Source organism: Streptomyces sp. A1277 (assembly GCF_004795015.1).
Classification (GTDB): Bacteria; Actinomycetota; Actinomycetes; order Streptomycetales; family Streptomycetaceae; genus Streptomyces.
Genome location: NZ_SSBI01000042.1, coordinates 20,397 through 37,942, shown reverse-complemented (window position 1 = coordinate 37,942; position 17,546 = coordinate 20,397). Strand labels below are relative to the sequence as shown.

General features: G+C 68.1%; 19 protein-coding genes. All 19 read left to right on the top strand.

Features of this window, described 5'->3' with window-relative positions:
* The first annotated feature begins 45 nt into the window (after positions 1 to 45).
* On the top strand, positions 46 to 378 hold the full coding sequence (locus E6R18_RS25090) for a hypothetical protein (RefSeq protein ID WP_136319179.1): 333 nt from the start codon (positions 46 to 48) through the stop codon (positions 376 to 378).
* Positions 375 to 1,229 carry a hypothetical protein gene (locus tag E6R18_RS25085; protein ID WP_136319178.1) on the top strand — a complete coding sequence of 285 codons (855 nt, stop codon included), beginning with the start codon at positions 375 to 377 and terminating at the stop codon, positions 1,227 to 1,229. The genes E6R18_RS25090 and E6R18_RS25085 overlap by 4 nt, the downstream gene beginning before the upstream one ends.
* Positions 1,230 to 1,287: 58 nt before the next feature.
* Positions 1,288 to 1,470, top strand: a complete 183-nt coding sequence (locus E6R18_RS25080) for a hypothetical protein (RefSeq protein WP_136319177.1) — start codon at positions 1,288 to 1,290, stop codon at positions 1,468 to 1,470.
* A complete protein-coding gene (locus E6R18_RS25075; RefSeq protein ID WP_136319176.1) occupies positions 1,467 to 1,850 on the top strand; it encodes a hypothetical protein in 384 nt (127 codons plus the stop codon). The genes E6R18_RS25080 and E6R18_RS25075 overlap by 4 nt, the downstream gene beginning before the upstream one ends.
* The gene (locus E6R18_RS25070) at positions 1,850 to 2,302 is read left to right on the top strand and encodes a DUF6093 family protein (RefSeq protein ID WP_136319175.1); all 453 of its coding nucleotides are present in this window, start codon (positions 1,850 to 1,852) and stop codon (positions 2,300 to 2,302) included. Before E6R18_RS25075 ends, E6R18_RS25070 begins: the two co-directional genes overlap by 1 nt.
* The gene (locus E6R18_RS25065; protein WP_136319174.1) at positions 2,299 to 2,688 is read left to right on the top strand and encodes an HK97 gp10 family phage protein; all 390 of its coding nucleotides are present in this window, start codon (positions 2,299 to 2,301) and stop codon (positions 2,686 to 2,688) included. The genes E6R18_RS25070 and E6R18_RS25065 overlap by 4 nt, the downstream gene beginning before the upstream one ends.
* Before the next feature lie 169 nt (positions 2,689 to 2,857).
* The gene (locus E6R18_RS25060; protein ID WP_136319173.1) at positions 2,858 to 3,304 is read left to right on the top strand and encodes a hypothetical protein; all 447 of its coding nucleotides are present in this window, start codon (positions 2,858 to 2,860) and stop codon (positions 3,302 to 3,304) included.
* 102 nt (positions 3,305 to 3,406) lie between these two features.
* A complete protein-coding gene (locus E6R18_RS25055) occupies positions 3,407 to 3,886 on the top strand; it encodes a hypothetical protein (RefSeq protein ID WP_136319172.1) in 480 nt (159 codons plus the stop codon).
* Positions 3,887 to 3,986: 100 nt separating this feature from the next.
* Positions 3,987 to 4,538, top strand: a complete 552-nt coding sequence (locus tag E6R18_RS25050; RefSeq protein ID WP_136319171.1) for a hypothetical protein — start codon at positions 3,987 to 3,989, stop codon at positions 4,536 to 4,538.
* Positions 4,493 to 4,930, top strand: coding sequence for a hypothetical protein (locus tag E6R18_RS25045; RefSeq protein WP_136319170.1), 438 nt, complete (start codon positions 4,493 to 4,495; stop codon positions 4,928 to 4,930). The genes E6R18_RS25050 and E6R18_RS25045 overlap by 46 nt, the downstream gene beginning before the upstream one ends.
* Before the next feature lie 28 nt (positions 4,931 to 4,958).
* Entirely contained in the window at positions 4,959 to 10,391 is a 5,433-nt protein-coding gene (locus tag E6R18_RS25040) for a phage tail tape measure protein (protein WP_136319169.1), read from the top strand.
* Entirely contained in the window at positions 10,388 to 11,284 is an 897-nt protein-coding gene (locus E6R18_RS25035) for a phage tail family protein (protein WP_136319168.1), read from the top strand. Before E6R18_RS25040 ends, E6R18_RS25035 begins: the two co-directional genes overlap by 4 nt.
* Before the next feature lie 10 nt (positions 11,285 to 11,294).
* Positions 11,295 to 12,245 (top strand): hypothetical protein, encoded by a 951-nt coding sequence (locus E6R18_RS25030; protein WP_136319167.1) that lies wholly within the window; start codon positions 11,295 to 11,297, stop codon positions 12,243 to 12,245.
* Positions 12,245 to 13,342 carry a hypothetical protein gene (locus tag E6R18_RS25025; RefSeq protein WP_136319166.1) on the top strand — a complete coding sequence of 366 codons (1,098 nt, stop codon included), beginning with the start codon at positions 12,245 to 12,247 and terminating at the stop codon, positions 13,340 to 13,342. Before E6R18_RS25030 ends, E6R18_RS25025 begins: the two co-directional genes overlap by 1 nt.
* Positions 13,342 to 15,552 (top strand): hypothetical protein, encoded by a 2,211-nt coding sequence (locus E6R18_RS25020; RefSeq protein ID WP_136319165.1) that lies wholly within the window; start codon positions 13,342 to 13,344, stop codon positions 15,550 to 15,552. Before E6R18_RS25025 ends, E6R18_RS25020 begins: the two co-directional genes overlap by 1 nt.
* Positions 15,549 to 15,782, top strand: a complete 234-nt coding sequence (locus E6R18_RS25015; protein WP_136319164.1) for a hypothetical protein — start codon at positions 15,549 to 15,551, stop codon at positions 15,780 to 15,782. The genes E6R18_RS25020 and E6R18_RS25015 overlap by 4 nt, the downstream gene beginning before the upstream one ends.
* Before the next feature lie 152 nt (positions 15,783 to 15,934).
* Positions 15,935 to 16,321, top strand: coding sequence for a peptidoglycan-binding protein (locus tag E6R18_RS25010; RefSeq protein ID WP_136319163.1), 387 nt, complete (start codon positions 15,935 to 15,937; stop codon positions 16,319 to 16,321).
* Positions 16,322 to 16,324: 3 nt separating this feature from the next.
* Complete coding sequence (locus tag E6R18_RS25005) at positions 16,325 to 17,149, top strand: peptidoglycan recognition family protein (protein ID WP_136319162.1); 825 nt, start codon at positions 16,325 to 16,327, stop codon at positions 17,147 to 17,149.
* A gap of 3 nt (positions 17,150 to 17,152) precedes the next feature.
* A complete protein-coding gene (locus tag E6R18_RS25000) occupies positions 17,153 to 17,509 on the top strand; it encodes a hypothetical protein (protein ID WP_136319161.1) in 357 nt (118 codons plus the stop codon).
* Positions 17,510 to 17,546: the final 37 nt, after the last annotated feature.

Genomic DNA, 17,546 nt, shown 5'->3' with positions numbered 1-17,546 from the left:
CCGCACCTGCACCCCTTCCCCGCCCCAACCCGACCGGAGGACCTGGTGGACACAGCCGTACGAGCCTGGCTGCTCTCCGAGCTGGGCAAGGCCACCGATGCGGCCGACCTGGATCTGCGGTACGCGCGGCTTCGGTCCGGGCGCGCCGTAGCGATCGAGGTAACCCGGGAACGCCTTGCCGCACTACGCGGTCAGCCCGACAAGGTGACCGTGTCCGGCGTCGTGTCCGTGTCCTACACGGAGACCATCAAGGCGTACGAGCGGCAGTTGGCCGCGCTCATCGCCGGTGAACCCCCAGCCCCCGACGACCCCGCCGACGACGACACCAGCGCCGACGGGTTCGGGCTGATTCAGCTCGTCGAGCGGCCCCGCCGATGACCACCCCCACCCCGGTCGCCGAGCGAACCGACCAGCATCAGGAACTCCTCGCGCTCATCGCCGTGCTCCTGACCCGCCTCACCCGCACCTGGGCCACCCTGGCCATCGCCCAGGACGCCTTGCTCCGCACCCTGGAACGCATCCGCCCCGGCCTCGGCGCCACACCACGCATCCGGGCGGCAGTCGCCGACTTCAACCAGCAGGTCGCCAAATTCGACCGCGAACTCCGGGCCCTGATCGAGCGGTGGGCGGCCACCGATCTCCCGGTCGCGTACCGGGACGGCGCCTTGCATGCCCTGCGCCGCGCCCAGCGAGACGTGGCCCTGTTCCAGTGGACAGCAGACCACCAGGCAGCCCTGACCCCGATCACCGCCACGTTCTACGTCGACCTGATCCGCCGCGTCGAGGAAGCCGTCCGCCGCGCGCAGGCGTTCGCCCGCGCTGCGCGGGATGCCGCCCGCGAAGTCGCCGCCGGGCGCCAGCATGACGGGATCAACGCTCGCCGCCTCGCCGCCGAGCACCCCCTGGCCACGGTCATCTACGCCGACCAGTCCCGGCACCCCGTCGAGTCCTGGGCCCGGTCCGCCCTGATGTGGCAGGGCGTCACCGCCGCGAACGCTGGGGCGATCAACACCGCCCGGTGGGAGCTGGACGCCGAATGGATGCAGTGCGTAGACGGACCGGAGTGCGGATTCGTCTCACATCCGGATACGGACCACGCCGACGGAACGATCCGCAGCATCGACGAAGCATCCATGTACCCCATTGCCCACCACGGTTGCATACGGGCCTGGATTCCCCGCCCTGACCTCAACGGCCGCACCGACATTGAATCCGGAGACCCGGCATGACCGCCATCGATTCTGACGCTGCCTGCGCCTGTGATCAGTGCAGAGAAAGAAGTGCAGCGTGACTGCCGCCCGCTTCCACTACGTCATGGTTGCCGTCTGGGTGCTGCTCCTCATCCCGACCCTGTTGTGGTGGAAGGAGTCCGTGCTGTGGGTGGCTGCGATGAGCCTGTACGCCAACGGAGCGAGTCACCTGTCTGCCGCGAAGGCCAGCCGTGCCGAAGAGGAGGCGAAGAAGTCATGACCGAGCCCGCCGAGCCGTCCGCATACGGGGTGAGCATCGACGCCCAGCCCGGCCAGGCAGCGATCCGCCTGAACGGGGAGCTGATTCCGTCCGGCCAGGTCACCGGGTACGTCCTGGAACACGACGTCGCGGCCGCCCTGCCGACGCTGATCCTCCACACCCGGCAGCCCGACCACGTTCAGTGGCAGGGCCTTGCCCGCGTCGCCGTCGCCGACCCTGGCCAGGACGCTGGGCAGGCCGTGGCCGCATTCCTCCAAGGGATCGACCCGGGGGCCTTGGAACGGGTCGCGCTGGAGCGTGACGACCTCGACGGCAGCAGTCACGAACTCACCGTCGCGATGCTGCGGCAGCTCGCCGACTGGGCCCTGGGGAGGAACTGATGGCCGGGCTCGACGGGGCACTCGCCGGAGTCGTCGCCTGGGTCGAGGACAACATCTGCATCGACACCGTCCGCATCAGCGTCCCCTCCACCGCAGACCCGGTCCTCAACGAGGACACCGGGCAGCTCGAATACCCGCCCGACGAGGTCCTGTACGACGGCCCGGGTGCGGTGCAGGGCAGCAGCGCGCAGGAACTCTCCGCGACCCCCGGAGCCCTCACGCCGTGGACGCAGGAGACAACGTCCCGGTACCGGCTCCTCACCCCCCTCGCCGCCCCCATCGCCCCTAAGGACGCCATCGTCACTGTCGTCGCCGTGCACGACACCGCCCGGACCGCGCTCCTCGGACGGTCCTGGACGTGCCAGGACCCCGGACGCGCCGGAACCGTCGAAGTCGTACGCATCACCCCCCTCGACCAGAACCAGGAACCGGCAGGGGGTGCAGCGGCATGACACCGGAACAGCTCGCCGACCGCCTCGACCACGCCGCGAAACAGGTCGGGCCCGCCATCCACCGGGCCGTCCAGCACACCGGGGAAGTCGGCCGGGCCAGAATCAGGGGCAACGCGTCCGGCCGGCCGGGCCCGAACGTCATCACCGGCGCCTACCGCAACTCGTGGGAGACGAAGACGCGGCGCCTGCCGCACGGGGCCATGTGCACCATCGGCACCAACGCCCCCCAAGGGCGCCGCCTGGAGTTCGGGTTCATGGGCATGACGGACAGCCTCGGACGCCTCTACCACCAGCCCCCGTTCCCGCATGTCGGCCCGGCGATCGACTTCATCGGGGCGACGCTGCTGATGGAGATGCGGTACGCGGTCGCGGAGGTGCTCCGGTGAGCAGCTACCACGTAGAGCCCATCGGTGACCTGATCGAACATGACGCCACCGGGCAAGCCGATTGCGTGTGCGGCCCACAGACCCGGCCTGAGAAGGGGGACGACGGGTCAGTGAACTGGATCGTCGTGCACAACTCGCTCGATGGCCGCGAACTACACGAGGGGGGCCGATGATCGAGCGCCGCCCCTTCACGAAGGCCCTCGCCGCCGCTCTGGCGGTCGGGACCGGCATGCCCGTCGGTATCGGGCGAATGCCGGAGGCGAAGGCCCCGTACTACGTGCTGTACAGCCTCGACGGCACGGTCAGCGGGGCACCGCTCGCCGACGAGAACGAAGACGCGAGCTTCGTGTACCAGGTGACGTGCGTGTCCGGGCCCGACCCGGCCCGACCCGGCTCCACCGGCAGCGTCGACCAGGCCGAGTGGCTCGTCGACAAGGCGAAGAAGGCCATCCTCGGCCGCGACGTAATGACCGGGCAGTGGACCAGCCCCATCACGGTGCCCGGCGTTTCCATCATGTGCCGGTCCGTGGACGTCGAACCGGGGGGAACAAACGACCCCACGGATGGCATCATCAATTACGTGATCAGGTTCAAGTTCGACCTGACCCCTGCCTGACCCTGTCAGGCCGCACGACCGCACCGCGGCGGGACCCCACGCGGACGCCACCACGCAGGTGGCCGCACCCACACCACATGTGAGGACGAGGGGTCCACCACCATGGCCAGGTTCCAGCGCAAGGGCGTCACGAAGATCCTCTTCGTGGAGACGATCGCCGACGCCGGGTACATGCCGACGTCCGTCGAGCTGACCGGCGGCACCGACTACAGCCGCCAGATCGCCGCCGTCGACGGGTTCTCTCTGGAGAACCAGATGATTGAGACACCCGATATGGCGTCCACGTTCGTGTCGAAGATCTCCGGCGACGACTCCGCGGCCGACTCCAGCATCACGTTCTACGAGGACCTCACCCTCGACGACATCGAGAGTGACCTCGCGAAGGGCACCACCGGGTTCATCGTGATCTGCCGGAAGGGCATGAACCCGGCGTCGCCCGGCATGGACGTGTTCCCGGTGGCGGTCTCGTCGAACTCGGCGGCGATCACCCTCGACAACGAGGCCGCGAAGATTGTCGTCGCGTTCGCCATCACCGACAGGCCCCTGTTCAACGCCGCCATTCCCGCGGCCGGCGGCGGCTGATCCACCCCCTCCCTACTCCCGGCCGGGCCCGACGACGTTCGGGAAGGGGCGCCCGTTGGCGCCCGGCCGGGTCCCCTTCCCCTTTTGACGGAGGACCACCATGCCCACCAAGACCACCCCCGCCCCGCCGGCCGCCGCCGTTGCCGCCGACGCCCACTGGGCCGCCACCCAGGAACGCCTCCGGGCCCGCACCCGCCCCACAGCCAAGCTGACGATCTGCGACGACCTCGACGTCAAGAAGGGCCTGGAGGTCGCCCGGTACACGCTCCGCCGGCTTGAGGACCAGGCCAAGGAGTCCCCGGACGACAAGGCGGCGCAGGCTGCGGTTGTGTCCGCGCGGGCCGACCTGGAAGCGGCGCAGGCCGCGTTCGACGAGGTGGCGATCGTCCTCACGTTCCGGGCCCTGCCACGCAAGGCGTTCGAGGCACTGAAGAGAGCGCACCCGGCGACGGAGGAGCAGGCCGAGGACGACCTGGAGTTCGACGTCGACTCCCTCGGGCCCGAGCTGGTGTCCGCCTCTTCGGTCGACGGGATCACGGTGGAGGACGCCCGGGACTACCTCGACACCTGGGGTGAGGCCGAGGCCGCCGAGCTCTTCGGCACGGCATGGGGTGTGCAGCAGACGACCCGCATGGACCTGGGAAAAGGCTGATCCGGGATGAGCGTCTACGCGGTGAGCTCGCCCTGTGCGACAGGTGGGGTATCCCGCACAGCCAGTTCCGGGGCATCGGTGACGGGACCTGGACGGCCCGGGACCGGGCGAAGGCGCTTGCCTTCCTGGAGTACCAGCGGACCGTGTGCCCGCAGTGCAACACCCGGTACGACGACTGGGATCACGGCGGCCCCGACGAGGAAGACGCGTACGCGGTCACTGTCCAGCGGTGCGTCGGCTGCCAGGTCATCGCGGACAAGCAGGACGAGCTCGCCCGGGACAAGGACGTCGACAACCACGGCATCAAGGTCGCACTGATCCCCGCCGCGACGGCGGCCGCGATTGAAGCACAGCGCGAAGCCGCCCGGCGACGCCAGCACAACGACAACTGAGCAGTACTGAGAGGGAGGGGCGGAACCGGTGGCGAACTGGAACCTCTCGGTCGACCTGCGCGGCCACGGCAATGACCTCGCCCAGTCCCTCAAAGCAGCGTCGAAGCACGCCCGCACCCTGGGCGCGAACGCCCGCACTGCCCGCACCGGGGTACGGGAGCTCGGGCAGGCGTCACAGACCGCGAACCGGCACATCCGCACCCTCGGCACTACCGCCCGCACCAGCGCCCGCCACCTCCGCACCCTCGGGAACGATGCCCAGCGCGCCGGGGTCCGCCTCGGCCGGTACGGCGACGCCGCCCGCACCGCGAACCGGCACGTCAACACCCTCGGAGACCACTCCCGCACCACCGGGCAGCAACTCCGCCGCATGTCCGGGCAGATCGACTCAGCTGTCCGCGACCTGCTGCGCCTTGCCGACGCCGCCCGGCGCGCGTCCACCCACATGCGGGGCATCAACGACCGCGGCGCCCTTCGCCGCATGGCCGCCGACACTGGCCGGCTCCGCTCCCAACTGCGCGGCGCCGCAGCCCTCCTGTCCGGTGGGGCTCTCGTCATGGGTGTCGGGGAGCTCATTAAGCACGGCAACGAGTACCAGCAGTCCATGAACACATTCGGGGCGGTCACGTCCGCGACCCGGATGCAGATGCAGCGGGCCGCAGCGACCGCCGCCCAACTCGGTAACGACCTGTCGCTGCCGGGGGCAACTGCAGGCGACGCCGCTGAGGCCATGGTCGAACTCGCGAAGGCCGGGTTCAGGACCGATCAGGCAATCTCCGCGACCCGGGCATCCCTGGTCCTTGCCTCGGCCGCCCAGGTCAACGCCGCCGACAGCGCGAAGTACATGGGCGACATCATGGACCAATTCGGTCTCGGTGCCGAATCAGCTTCCAGGGCCGCCGACACCCTGGCCGCGACGGCGAACAACGCGTCCGGTGACATCACCGACATCTACTACGCGATGAAGTACGCCGGCCCGGTCGCCCACGGTCTCGGCGTCAGCCTCAATGAGACCGCGGCCGCGGTCGGCATGCTCGGCAAGGCCGGCATCCTCGGCCAGACCGCCGGCACCACCTTGCGCGGCATGTTTGCGAACCTCGCCGCACCCACCAAGCAGATGACATCCGGCCTCAAGGCCATGGGCATCCAGGCATGGGACGCGAACGGCAGCTTCAAGGGCCTGCGGTACGTCATCGACGGCCTCGCGAAGGCCGAGCACAAAATGTCGCAGAAGGACTTCGCGGCCGCGGTGAAAAAGTCCATGGGCAAGCCGGCCATGTCCGGGGCCATCGCACTCGCCCACCAGGGCGTCGACAGCTTCGACAACCTGATGAACGCGGTGCAACAGACCGGTGCCGCGTCCCAAATCGCTGCGGCGAAGGGCAAGGGCCTCGCCGGGTCCATGGTCCAGTTGAAGACCCAGGCCCGCCAGACCGGGCTTGCCATCTACGACGGCATGTCGCCCGGGCTGGAGTTCCTGACCCGCGGCATGACGTCCGCCATGTCGCAGGCCACCCCGAAGATCACGAAGTTCTTCGACTACTTCAACGACTCAGCCACCCTTTTCGGGCCTGAACTTGCTGCGGCGGCCCGCCGGGAATTCGGGAGCATCGGTGATGCCGCGTCCGGGATGGGCGACTCCTTCAAGGAATTCGGGGCCGACGCCGCCGCGTCCGCCCTCCACGTCCTGATCAACGTCGCGAAGGCGGCTGCCGACGTCTTCCACAACCTGATCAATGGTGTCGAGCCGGTCGTGTCCGCGTTCGGTGACATCACCTCCGACACCAACGGGGCCGCTACCGCCCTCGACACCCTAACCTTCGCCCTCGATACCGCCCTGACCGCTATCTCGGCTGTATCCCAGGTCCTCGGGCCGATCGGGAACACGGTCGGCGACCTCGTTCACGCGTTCGGGCAACTGCCCGCCCCCATCCAGGCCGCCGTCTTCGCGATGCTCCTGATGCGCCGCGTCGGACCCATGATTCAGACCCAGGCCAACGCCGTCGGCGGACGACTCACCGGCGCCTACCGGTCCCTGAACACGCAGATGGCCGTCCAGCGCTCCCTCGCCGCCGCGTCCGGGGCGTCCCTGTCCCGCTTCGGCGCTGGCCTCGCCGTCCTCCAGACCCGGGTACCCGCCATCGGGGCGATGGGGGCAAGCTTCCGCACCGCATCCGCCGGTGCCACCGGGTTCGGCGGGGCGCTTCGCGGGGTGACCGCAGCCGCTGGCACGGGGCTGCGCCGGTCCCTGAGCGGCCTGGTGGGTGTGATGGGCGGGCCGTGGGGTGTTGCCATGGTCGCGGCCACCGTCGGGCTGGGCATTCTCGCGAAGCGGCAGCAGAAGGCCGCGGCAGCGGCGGCCGAGCACCAGCAGCAGATCTCGTCCTTGGCGCAGGCCCTGCGTGAGTCCAACGGGGCCGTCGACGAGAACGTTCGTGCCATCGCGACCGAGAACCTCATGTCGCAGAAGATCAAAACCCGGCTGGATGGTGAGCAGCGCCTCGTCGACATTGCCCGCAAGGCCAAGGTGCCGATGTCGCAGCTCGTCGACGCGTACACCAACCAGGGCACGTCGCTGAAGCAATTGGAGAAGCAGCTCGCCGCGACGGCTGCCACGCAAAAGGAGTACTACACCGAAACCGACCCTCTCAGTGGCAACCAGACCAAGCTGGTCATGAACGAGCAGGGGCGAGCAGCAGATGACCTCCGCAAGTCCCTAGGTCCTCTCGGCGGGGACTTCAAGAAGGCCGCCGCCGACGCCAAGAGCTTCAACGAGGGCGTGAAGGGTGCCGGGTCCACGACCGCGTACGACAAGCTCAAGGACGCTGTCGGGGCGCTCGCGGACAAGACCGCGGACGCCGACTCCCGTACCCGCGCCCTGCGTGACGCCCTCGACCTCCTGTCCGGCGGCAGCGTCTCTCTTCAGGCGGCGCAGGCCCGGGTAAATGAGGCCATCACCAACGCGAACGAGTCCCTGGCCGCCGGCGTCGATAAGGCCAACGGGTGGGGGAAAGCGCTGGTCGGGGTGAACGGCGCCCTGGACACGACGACGAAGAACGGGCAGCAGCTGTTCTCGACGCTGGACACGATCGCGGACAGCTCCTCGTCTGCCGCGGTCGCCGCGTACGACTTTGCGCAGCAGCAGGGCAAGACTGTTCCGGAGTCCATCAAGGCTGCGACAAAGGAAATGCAGACCGCCCGCGACTCCGCGATCAAGCTTGCTCAGGGATACGGGCTGTCGGAGAAGCAGGCCGCCGGGGTTGCGGACGCCATGGGGTTGATCCCGGGCCGGGTCAGCATCCTGTTGCAGACCGAGGGTGTCGACACCGCACTCGCGGAGCTGCTCGGTGTGCAGGCGGAGTTCGAGCGGTTCCCGAAGAAGAAGACCATCAAGGTCGACGCGCTGGGGACGGAGGCGAAGAAGGAACTCGAAGACATCGGGTACAAGATCAAGCTGATTCCGGGCACCCGCGAGTACAAGATCACCGCCCCGACGAAGGCCGCCCGCGAAGACCTCGACCTGCTCATCAAGAAGCTTGGCGAGACCAACGGCAAGACCGTCCTCATCGATGTGCCGACGGGCAAGGCCAAGGCGCAGCTGGAGACCATCGCGGGCAAGGTGCGTTCGCTGAAGGGCCGCACGCTCACGATCAAGACGCCGACCGCTGCGGCGCAGAAGAACCTGCGCGACCTCGGATTCAAGATCAAGAACACCAAGGGCAAGACCATCACCATCACCGTCCCCACCGGTGACGCCACATACAACGCGCGCATCATCCAGAACGCCATCGATAACATCCACGGCAAGACCGTCGGCGTCTACCTCTCCTACAAGGCCACCAAGGCCGACAAGGACGCCAATGGGATCCCGGACCACATCCAAGCCCCTCAGGCCCGCGGTAGCGTCCTCGACTTCTACGCCGACGGCGGTACGAACCGGTCCGGGGTCCGGGAGAACCACACCGCGCAGATCGCCCCGGCCGGCGCGTGGCGGGTGTGGGCGGAAGAGGAGACCGGCGGGGAGGCGTACATTCCTCTCGCCCCGTCGAAGCGCGGCCGCAGCAGGGCGATCGCGGAGGAGACGATCCGCCGGCTCGGAGGCGACCCCAAGAGCGTCCAGTGGCATGCCGACGGAGCCGTGGTGGCATTCGACAGCGGCGGGTTCTCGTACACGCCGACCGGGGTCCGCCGCGACACCTCGTACGTGCAGTCGTCGTACACGGACTCCCACCAGCCGATCGACAAGGACGAGTACAACAAAAAGATCAGGGCCCGGAAGAACGCGGTCGACAGCCTGCGGTCGGCGGAGGCCGCCCTGGCCGCGCTGCGTCGCAGGAAGCACACGGGCGCGCAGATGGTCGCGGCGGAGAACCGGGTCGCGAAGGCTCGCCGTACCGTCGCTACCGCCACCGAGGCCGCCCGCAAGGCGGAGGCCAGGTACAAGAAGCAGTTCTCCCTGTCCGACTGGGCGAAGACGCTCAAGTCCGCCGTCTCGGCGAACGCGTCGTGGGAAGCGAACCTGAACAAGATCGCCTCCCGTGGCGGGTCGGCGGTCGTGGACCAGCTCCGCGACATGGGCGAGGAGGGCGCGGCGATGGTCGCCGCCCTTGCCAAGGCCAGCAAGAAGCAGTTCACGGAGATCGTCAACAACCTGAAGAAGCTGGGCCCGCTCGCCAAGGCGTCCCTCGCCGACTACACCAAGCAGCTCAACGCCTCCACCAAGGGCGACGCCACCTTCCAGTCGAATCTGACGAAGCTCGCCGGCATGGGGTACGGGGCTCTGGCCACGCAACTGGCCGGGCAGGGTGACGAGGCCGCGCAGAAGCTCGCCGCAGAGGCAGTCAAGAACAAGTCGAAGGCGTCCGCGGCGAACACCGCAGCAAAGAAAGCTGCCACGCAGCTCACGGACGACGAGCTCGGGCAGCTTATCCAGATCATCGCCGCAATCAAGACGTCCAAGACGGGCATCCACGACGTCGCCGGGTCCACCGGGCTTGGTGAGGACGAGATCATCGCCGCCGCCACGAAGGGCACTTCACAGATCGAGATGTCGCTCGGAGGTCGGGCCTCCCGGTTCCTCGCCGACCTCAACAAGGCCAACAAGGGCTTGGCGTACGCCAACGGCGGCATCCGGTCCGGTATCTACGCCACCAAGGGCGGTGCCGTCACGTTCGCAGAGCCTGCCACGGGCGGCGAGGCGTACATCCCGCTCGGGGCGTCGAAGCGCGGCCCCGCCACCGACGTCCTCAGGGATGTGGCTGGCCGGTTCGGTGTCGGTCTCACTGACGCCGCCGGCGGGGGTGGGCGGGTCGTCATCATCCGGGAGCAGGCCCCTCTCATCGGCTCCCAGACCTGGCAGGTCACCACCGGCGGCAACGCGGCGGACACCGCCCGAAAGATCGACGCCGACAACGGCTACCAGCTACGGCGCCTCGCGCGCGGAGGGGTCGCGAACCGATGACCACACCCATCGACCTCGTGGACGGGCAGCACCAGCTCGGTGACGTCCTCATCGGCAAGGGCACCCCCGTCACGATCCGCACCATCGAGGGCCTGGGCCTGCCCGGGATGCGGACCGCGGATGTGGAGCCGCCGGGGGAGGACGGGCTGTGGCTGGGCCGCGACTACTACAGCGGCCGCACCATCCGTATCGACGCCGCGGTGAAGCTGGCCGGCGACCAGGCGGGCGCCCTCAATGTGGCGGCAGCGATCCAGGAAGCCGCGGACAACGCCGCAGTGCGCGGTTACGGCGGGACCACGATGGACCTGCGGCTGAAGTTCCCCGGCCGGCCGACCCGCGTCGTTCGCGGCCGTGTCCGCAAAGCCGACGTCGACCCGGAGAAAGCCATCCACGGCCTGATCCCGGTCGATATCGAGTTCCAGGCCGCCGACTACCTGTACTACGACGACGACCCGGGCAGCACCGGCATCCCCCTGGCCATGCTCAGCACGGGCGGGCTGACGTTCCCGCTCATGTTCCCGTTCGTCATTGAGGGTGACCCAGCCGCGGTCGGCCGGCCTGGCTACATCGATGTTGCCGGGACCGCCCCGACGTGGCCGGTGCTGCGGGTGAACGGTCCGTGCGCGAATCCGGTCATCACGCACGTGACGACGGGCCGTGCCCTGGCGGTGCAGGTGACGCTGGAGGCGGGGCAGTGGGTGGAGATCGATACCCGGCCCGGGTGGCGAACCGTCCTGCGGAACAACGGCGGCGGTGTCCCCCTCACCCCCCAGTCCCGCATTGACCTGTTCCGGCTGTCCAAGGGCCTCAACGAGATCCGGTGGACGGCGACCGACCCCACGCTCACGAGCACGCTGGCCGTCACCTGGTGGCCCGCCTACAAGGCCCTCTGAGGAGACGACCATGACACTGAACCCTGTCCCGATCGCCACCACAGGGGCGACGCACACCGCCCAGCAGTTCCGCATGATGGTCAAGGATCTGGCGCGGAACAACCAGGGGATCACCACCGGCCTCGACCTCAAGGTCAGCGCCCTGGGAACCCCCGGCGCTGGCGTCCAGATCTCCGCCGGGTCCGCGGTCATCGCCGGGGTCGTGTCTCCGGTGCAGGGCCACTACAGCGCCTACAACATTGGCGCCGACACCGTCAGTATTGCCGCCGCCGGGGGCACCCCTCGCTCCGACATGCTCGTCCTCCGGGTAGAGGACCCCGACTATGAGGGCACCCGCGACCCGGCCGTGGATCCGATTGTGTTCTGGGAGGTCATCCCGAACGTAGGCTCGACGGCGACGGCAGTCCCGTCCGGCTACAGCGCGATTCCGCTTGCCCGGATCGACATCCCCGCGTCCACGGCCACGATCACCAACGCCATGATCAAAGACCTGCGGAAGGTCGCGAACCCGCGCCGGGAACGCGTCCTGTACCCGTACTACTACACGGGGTCCCTCAACGAGATCTCCGGCACGATCGCGATCTGGAAATTCTTTCCCGAGGTCACCATGGCCACCGTCCCCGTCCCGGAATGGGCTGCGCGGGCACAGGTCGTGTTCTCCGTGGACGGTCTCCGCCTCAACACCGGAAACGTGTTCGGGGCATTCCGTTTCGCACTGGGCCCGATTGAGGCGGTGCAGGGAGTGTACATCGACGACAACGGCGGCACCGGAGTCCGCCGCATCCCCGTCAGGATGGCCGAGACGATCGATCTGACGACCACCGCCGGTGCCGCAATCCGAGGCACGAACCAGCCTGTTCAGGCCCGTATGCGAACTGACCCTCTCAACAGCGGCGCGATCGGCGTCGATGGCTCCACGACGTTCATCATCGACATCGAGTTCCTTGAGGGTGCGCTCTGATGGGCCGGTGGCGGTACTTCACCGCGCACCCCCTGACGGGGCAGATCCTCCACCCGGCCCTGCCCTTGTCCGGTGTGGAGTTCGGGTCCGAGGTCAACGGGCCCGGCTCGCTCACGGGAACGGTTGCGCCGCGGTGGCTGCGCGCGAACGTGACCGTGCTGATGCCGCACGCCGCCGAGATTTACGCTGAGGCGGACGGGTTCCTGCGGTGGGGTGGTCTCGTCTGGGCTGTCGAAGCGGAGGGCGACCAGTACCGGGTTGAGGCCGCGTCCTGGTCCAGCTACCTGACCCGCCGGCACGACACCCACGGCGAGCTACGGGCCCGGGGCCCGTACGTCAACCAGGACCCTTGCAAGATCATCCGGGATGTCTGGGCGTACGCGCAGGAGCAGCCCGACGGTAACCTCGGCGTCACGGTCGACACCACAACGTCGTCCGCGAAGGCCGGAACACCGGCCGAACCCTGGCACTCGTACTGGTACGAGACCCCGGTGCTCGGTGACCTGGTCGACGGCCTCGTCTCCGAGGACGGCGCCCCCCAGTACACGAACACGTGCAGCTTCCAGACCAACGGGTCGATCCGTAAGCGCCTCGTCCTCGGCTACCCGCGGCTCGGGGCCCGCCGCACCGACATCAGCTTCCGAACCGGCGTCAACGTCATCACCGCCCCGCCCGTGAAGTACGCCGGTGACGACTTCGCGAACGTCGTCATCGGCACCGGCTCCGGGGAGGGCACCGCCACCCGGTACGCCGTCGACCCTGTCCGCGACGGAGGGCTGCGCATGGAGTCCGTGCTCGCCCTGCCCACCGTCAACGGGGTCGACGTCCTCGGCCGGCGGATCGCCGCCGAGCGGAAACGCCGCCAGGTCATGGGTGAGGTCGAGGAGATCACTATCCGGGACCACCCGAACGCCCCGCTCGGGTCGTGGCAGATCGGTGACGACGTGCAGGTCGCCGTCCACAACGACTGGGTGTCCTGGTCGGGCTGGTCGCGGATCGTCGCCGACTCGTACAAGCCCGGTGAGAACGAGGACACGGCAACGCTCACCCTTCAGCGCGCCGACAGCTTCCACTACGGATCACCGGAGACAGTCTGATGACGAACCTGGTCACAGAGGTGGCCCGCCTCAAGCAGGAGCTTGCGCAGGTCAAGAAGGGGCAGCGCCTCTCCCACGGTGCGTCCGTCGAGAACGCGGCGATCGAGGTCCGGGATGAGGACGGGTCGCTTCGGGCGATCGTCGGTCAGCAGGGCGACGGCACGACCGGTGCCGTCATCGTGAACGGGCCCCCGCCCCCGCAACCGTCCGCACCAATCGTCGCACCCGTCATCGGCGGGGTCACCGCATCCTGGGACGCTCTGTTCGACGGCGGGGCAGTCATGCCGCTGGACTGGGCGCGCATCGAAGTCCACGCCTCCACTGCCGCTGACTTCACCCCCGACCCGGTCACCTTGCAGTCCACGATCGAAACCGCGCAGGGCGCCACCGTCGTCATCCCCTGCGAGACCGACGTCTACGTGCGGTTCCTCGCCCGATCCACGTCCGGAACCGCCTCACCCGCATCCGTCGTCGCCGGTCCCGTTGGTCCCGCACCCGTTGTTGCTGGGGAGATCCTCGACGGGATCGTCACCACGGTGAAGCTCGCCGACGACGCGGTCACCGCAGCGAAGGTTGCCGCCGGGGCGGTTGGCTCCACCGCAATCCAGGCTGGTGCCGTCCTCGAAGAGGCCCTTCATGATGCCGCCGTGTCCACGGGGAAGCTCGCAACAGATGCGGTGACCGCCCCGAAGCTTGCCGCGAACTCCGTTATCGCGGGGAAGATCGCCGCCAACGCGGTCACTGCGGCCACTGTGGCAGCCGGGGCTATCACCACCGACAAAATCACTGTCTCGGGTGGTGGGAACATGCTCGCCGACCCCGGGTTCGAAGGCCCGTATACCGACGCACTCGTTTCCGGAGACGCTTACTGGTCCGTTGACGCGACGAAGGGTAACGGCTCCAACAAGAGTCTCCGAGTCAGCGCAGTCGCAGCCACCCCCACCAACCGCGATCTCACCCTGTTCGATATGCCCATCCAGCCCGGCGATCAGTTGTACTTGGCCATCGACTACCAGGCATCCACCGACTACGCGGGCACGCCCCGTATCTATGCCCGATGGGAGAATTCCAGCGGCGGGTTCCTGTCGACAGCGGCGGCGCAGGCCAGCCCTCCGGTGCTCGGGGCGACGTGGCAGCGGATCTCTGCCACGGTAACCGCTCCCGCGAACGCGGCCCGTGTCAAACTGAACATCGCATCCACAAGTGGTACGGCCGGAACGATTTGGTTCGACAATGCCAGCGTGCGGCCAGTAGCCGGTGGGACACAAATCGCTGACGGTGCCATTACCACGGCGAAGATCGTGGCGGGGGCGGTACAGACCCTTCAGCTGGACGCCGGAGCCGTCAACGCAGCGAAAATTGCGTCCGGGGCAGTGACCACGGCAAAGCTCGACGCGCTCGCCGTGACCGCCGACAAGATCGCCGCTAACAGCATTACTACCGGAAAGCTCGCTGCCGGGTCAGTCGACGCCACGGCGCTGAAGGCTGACGCGATCACTGGCAAAACTATTACGGGTGGCACGGTCACCGGCGCCACCATTCGGACCGCTGCCACTGGAAGCCGCATCGTCCTCGATACCAATCATCTTGCCGCCCTCGACTCCGGTAATAACATCATTGCTGAATTCGTTCCCGAGGACGACATCGGTCGGAGCGCGTTCAAAACGTATGACACCCGGCTCGGGCTTGAGTACTACGGGGCGCTCACGGCGGGAGACCTCCGGTTCGGAGTTGTTGGTGTGACCAGCGAGGCGTCCGAGGGGTTCGTGTCCTACAGCTCCCTCGGCAGTAACCGCTACGAGCTGCTGCTGAGCAGTGGACGGCAGGCCATCAACTACCAGCCGGGGCAAATCAACCTGTACGCCTCGAATTCGAGCACCACGGACAGCAGTCACATCGACCTGAACGCGGCCTCGACCACCGTTACCGGAAAGCTGACCGCAGGCAATCATGCGTTCGGTCAGACGTCGATTACCCCGTCGGCCGCGCACACCCCGACCAGCTCAACGGTTCTGTACAACATCACGGGCGCCAACTTTTACGGGCAGGCGACCGCGAACACGACAGTGCCCGGTGTACGAACTCCCGTCGGAGCGCAGGGCGTTACCGGCGTCGGAGTCTCCAATGCCACCTCGACCAGCATGATGGTCTGGGTCAACAGGGAAAACGCGACAGCAACGAACGTCAACTGGGAGGTATGGGGATCATGAGCACAGAGAACCCGGAAATACCGGTCATCGAGTACGAACCGGCCACGTACTACAACGTGACCGCGGTCTGCCGCACCGAGGGCTGCGCCAACTACGACAAGATCGCAGCCGCCCCGGTCTACTCCAACAACGGGAACCCGGACTACGTCAACGTCATCGACTCGACATGCCGGAGCAGGATGGTCATCCTGACTGCGACGAAGATGGACCCTCAGCCCCCCGAGGAGTAAACCGACCGGGGGGAGCGAGGGCTCCCCCCGGTCGTACGCTGATCCATAGGGCGACCCTCCGCCCCGCACCACCCCCGAGGGACTGCCACCCGGCCCCGGCCGGAGCAGCACACGCCAACGGCTCTGGGCGCGGGGAAGTGCAAGGAGTCCTGATGGATCGCCCCAAGGCTGGCGACGACACCGCCGCCAAGACCACCACCAACCCGACCCCGAAGGTCGAGCCGGACACAGCGCCGGCTGTGCCGGTGCCCACTGGTATCGGCCTGTACGAGCCGTACCCCGGCGCGCACTTCTTCCACGGCGGCCGGAACAGCCCCCTCATCCAGACCCTCGCTGTCCGGCTCCAGCAGGAAGGGCACTGGAAGACCGCCCAGGCCCCGGGCCCGGACTGGACGAACGCCCACAAGCGCGCGTTCGCGTCGTATCAGCGAGACCTCCGACCCAAGGGCGGCGGTGACACCAGCGGCATCCCCGACGAGGTCGCGTGGGACAAGCTCGGCGTCCCGCGGGTGAGCCCCCTCTACCGCAAGGAGGGCTGACCCGTGGCCACACCACTGTCTGCCGCTGCTGTTCTCACCGCCCTGCGCGCCGAGGGCGTCCGCGTCGTCGAGGTCGGCTCGTGGCGCACCCACAACCGCAACCAGAAGGGCGCCTGGGGCCCGGTCAACGGATCGATCGTGCACCACACCGTCACCAAGGGCACCGCGAACACGGTCGCCATGGTCCGCGACGGGTACGCCGACCTGCCCGGGCCGCTCTGTCACGGAATGATCGCGAAGGACGGCCAGGTCCACTTGGTCGGTTGGGGGCGTGCGAACCATGCCGGCGGCGGTGACCCGGTCGTCCTCAAGCAGGTAACCAACGAGTCTTACGGCAGCCGACCCACCCCGCCCACCAAGGGCAACCTGAACGGTGTCGACGGCAACGCGCACTTCTACGGGTGGGAGTGCGAAAACCTCGGCGACGGCAAGGACCCATGGCCCACCGCCCAGTACGACGCGATCGTCCGCGTCCAAGCCGCCCTATGTCGGGCCCACGACTGGACCGCGAAGTCCGTCATCGGCCACCTGGAGTGGTCGTCGGACAAGGTCGACCCGCGCGGCTTCACCATGGCGCAGCTCCGTACCGACGTCGCCGAACGCCTCACCCACCCCGCGAACTGGACCCCCGGCTCCAGCACTCCGACCGCACCCAAGAAGGACACCATGGAACCGATCGACGTCTGGCTCTACAAGGGCAAAGACGAGACCAGCGACGCCTACGCCTACCTGCGGAACACGAAGATCAAGCTCGACGCGCAGGACAAGAAGATCGACGCACTGACCAAGGCTGTGGCCGAGCTCACCGACCTCGTCAAGAAGGGCTGACCCATGCGCATCTTCGGTCGGGAGCCTGCCGCGCTCCTTGGTCTCATCGCCGTCATCGTGAAGCTGGTCGCCGCGTTCGGTGTCGACGTGTCCGGTGAGCAGCAGGCCGTCATCAACGCAGTCGCCGCCGCGGCGGTCGGTGTCACCCTCGCCGTGATGGCGTCCGACGGTGTCGGTGCCGCCCTGATCGGCCTCGTCCAGGCGGTCGTCGCGTTGGCGGTCGGGTTCGGGTTGGACTGGTCCGCCGAACGGCAGGCCGTCGTCCTGTCCGTCGCCACGGCCGTTGTCGCGATGTGGGACCGCACCCAGGTCACCGCCCCCGTGCCGGCCAGCTCCCCGAAGGCTGCGCTTCCGCGCTGACGGGCCCGCACGTGCACATACGCAGAGGAGATGACCT

Bases quoted from the DNA above. Each gene is read 5' to 3' on its own strand.
- E6R18_RS25085 (WP_136319178.1), top strand. From the start codon at position 375: ATGACCACCCCCACCCCGGTCGCCGAGCGAACCGACCAGCATCAGGAA.
- E6R18_RS25075 (WP_136319176.1), top strand. From the start codon at position 1,467: ATGACCGAGCCCGCCGAGCCGTCCGCATACGGGGTGAGCATCGACGCC.
- E6R18_RS25070 (WP_136319175.1), top strand. From the start codon at position 1,850: ATGGCCGGGCTCGACGGGGCACTCGCCGGAGTCGTCGCCTGGGTCGAG.
- E6R18_RS25065 (WP_136319174.1), top strand. From the start codon at position 2,299: ATGACACCGGAACAGCTCGCCGACCGCCTCGACCACGCCGCGAAACAG.
- E6R18_RS25060 (WP_136319173.1), top strand. From the start codon at position 2,858: ATGATCGAGCGCCGCCCCTTCACGAAGGCCCTCGCCGCCGCTCTGGCG.
- E6R18_RS25055 (WP_136319172.1), top strand. From the start codon at position 3,407: ATGGCCAGGTTCCAGCGCAAGGGCGTCACGAAGATCCTCTTCGTGGAG.
- E6R18_RS25050 (WP_136319171.1), top strand. From the start codon at position 3,987: ATGCCCACCAAGACCACCCCCGCCCCGCCGGCCGCCGCCGTTGCCGCC.
- E6R18_RS25045 (WP_136319170.1), top strand. From the start codon at position 4,493: ATGGGGTGTGCAGCAGACGACCCGCATGGACCTGGGAAAAGGCTGATC.
- E6R18_RS25035 (WP_136319168.1), top strand. From the start codon at position 10,388: ATGACCACACCCATCGACCTCGTGGACGGGCAGCACCAGCTCGGTGAC.
- E6R18_RS25030 (WP_136319167.1), top strand. From the start codon at position 11,295: ATGACACTGAACCCTGTCCCGATCGCCACCACAGGGGCGACGCACACC.
- E6R18_RS25025 (WP_136319166.1), top strand. From the start codon at position 12,245: ATGGGCCGGTGGCGGTACTTCACCGCGCACCCCCTGACGGGGCAGATC.
- E6R18_RS25020 (WP_136319165.1), top strand. From the start codon at position 13,342: ATGACGAACCTGGTCACAGAGGTGGCCCGCCTCAAGCAGGAGCTTGCG.
- E6R18_RS25015 (WP_136319164.1), top strand. From the start codon at position 15,549: ATGAGCACAGAGAACCCGGAAATACCGGTCATCGAGTACGAACCGGCC.
- E6R18_RS25010 (WP_136319163.1), top strand. From the start codon at position 15,935: ATGGATCGCCCCAAGGCTGGCGACGACACCGCCGCCAAGACCACCACC.
- E6R18_RS25000 (WP_136319161.1), top strand. From the start codon at position 17,153: ATGCGCATCTTCGGTCGGGAGCCTGCCGCGCTCCTTGGTCTCATCGCC.